Annotated in this window: 2 protein-coding genes and 1 riboswitch; of the genes, one reads left to right on the top strand and one right to left on the bottom strand. The window is 74.5% G+C overall.

What is annotated here, in order from left to right; all coding sequences use genetic code 11:
* Positions 1-803: bifunctional 5,10-methylenetetrahydrofolate dehydrogenase/5,10-methenyltetrahydrofolate cyclohydrolase (locus tag ACTUAL_RS29465; RefSeq protein WP_440902523.1), on the bottom strand; the 803-nt coding region annotated here is incomplete at its 3' end.
* A 26-nt stretch (positions 804-829) separates the two neighbouring features.
* A riboswitch (ZMP/ZTP riboswitch) is annotated at positions 830-909 on the bottom strand.
* A gap of 105 nt (positions 910-1,014) precedes the next feature.
* Here ACTUAL_RS29465 and ACTUAL_RS29460 point away from each other — a divergent pair.
* Entirely contained in the window at positions 1,015-1,515 is a 501-nt protein-coding gene (locus ACTUAL_RS29460; protein WP_269770704.1) for a winged helix-turn-helix domain-containing protein, read from the top strand.
* Positions 1,516-1,613: the final 98 nt, after the last annotated feature.

Here is a 1,613-nt window from a genome sequence, read left to right as displayed (position 1 = left end):
AGCAGCAGCGCGATCGTCATCGGGCCCACCCCACCCGGCACCGGGGTCAGCCACGACGCGCGCTCGGCCGCGCCCGCCTGGTCCACGTCGCCGACGCCGCCGGGGTGGTAGCCCGCGTCCACGACCACCGCGCCCGGCTTGATCCACTCGCCGCGCACCAGCTCCGGCTTGCCCACCGCGGCCACCACCAGGTCGGCGCGGGCCACGTGCTCGGCCAGGTCCTCGGTGCGCGAGTGGCAGGTGGTGACCGTGGCGTCGCGGGCCAGCAGCAGCGCGCTCACCGGCTTGCCCAGGATCGGGCTGCGACCGACCACGACCGCGTGCATCCCGGCCGGGTCGATGCCGTTGACGTCCAGCAGCCGCAGGATCCCGCCGGGCGTGCACGAGTGGAAGCCCGGCTCACCGAACGCCATCGCCGCGTAGGAGGCCATGGTCACGCCGTCCACGTCCTTGGCGGGCGCGATCGCCTCGAACGCGGCCCGCTCGTCGACGTGCGACGGGACCGGGTGCTGGAGCAGGATGCCGTCGACGGCGGGGTCCTGCGACAGCTCGGTGATCTTGGCGACCAGCTCGGCCGTGGTGGTCGACGCGGGCAGCTCCACCGCGCGCGAGTCGATGCCGACCCTGCGGCAGCGGGAGCGCTTCATGCGCACGTAGGTCTGCGACGACGGGTCCTCGCCGACCAGGACCGTGGCCAGCAGCGGCGCGCGGCCGTGCTGTTCGCCGAACTCCCGCGCGGCGACCGCCGTGGAGTCGTAGATCGCGTCTGCTGCGGCTGTTCCGTCGAGTGTCCGAGCGGGCACGGGCACACCCCTGTCATCCGGTGGATGAGGGGCACCCAGGCGGGCGATGCCTGCTCTGCTCGCACTCCCCGGTGGTGACCCACCCTCGCCAGTCGTGCTGCGCCATCGTAACCCCTCGGTGTCAAGCCGGTTCACGCCTTGGACGGTTTTGCGCGGGCGGGGCGGGCGTTCCTACCGTGGGTCGACGCAGCGGGAACGGGAGGGCGGCGCCGTGCGACTGGTGGTCACGATCAGCCTGGAGGTCGAGCCGGACGAGGTCGGGCCGGCCACGTCGCGGGTCGCGGACGCCTTGCGCGACAACGGGATCGCGGTGCACGGGGTGGGCGGCCTGCCGCTGCCCGCGGCGCCCCGGCCGTTCCCGCCCGCGCGGCCGGACGTGGAGCTGCTGGTGCTGCCGGACTCCCGGCGGGTGCTGCACCTGGGGCGCGCGCTGCCGCTGAGCAGGCGCGAGTTCGACCTGCTGCTGTTCCTGTGCGAGCACCCGGACCGGGTGCACGGCAGGCGCGAGCTGATCACCAGGGTGTGGGGCGGGGACGGGAGCCGGGGCACCCGGACGGTGGACGTGCACGTGCGGCGGCTGCGGCACAAGCTCGGCAGCGCCGCCGGGGTGATCACCACGGTGCGCGGGGCCGGGTACCTGGTGGAGGCGGGGGAGCGGGTGCTGGTGCACCGGGCCGGTGAGCCTGGGGAGTTGTTGGTGGGCAACGGGTAAGGGCTGTCCACTGTGGACTTGACCCGGCTGCGGGCTTAGCCGGGCTGCGGGCTTGGCCGGGGGTGTGGCCGGGCTGGGGTTCGGCCGGCTGCGGTTCG

The sequence above is a fragment of the Actinosynnema sp. genome, assembly GCF_052038725.1.
Note: the sequence above shows the minus strand (reverse complement) of the source record. Positions and strands in the feature narration are given on the sequence as shown.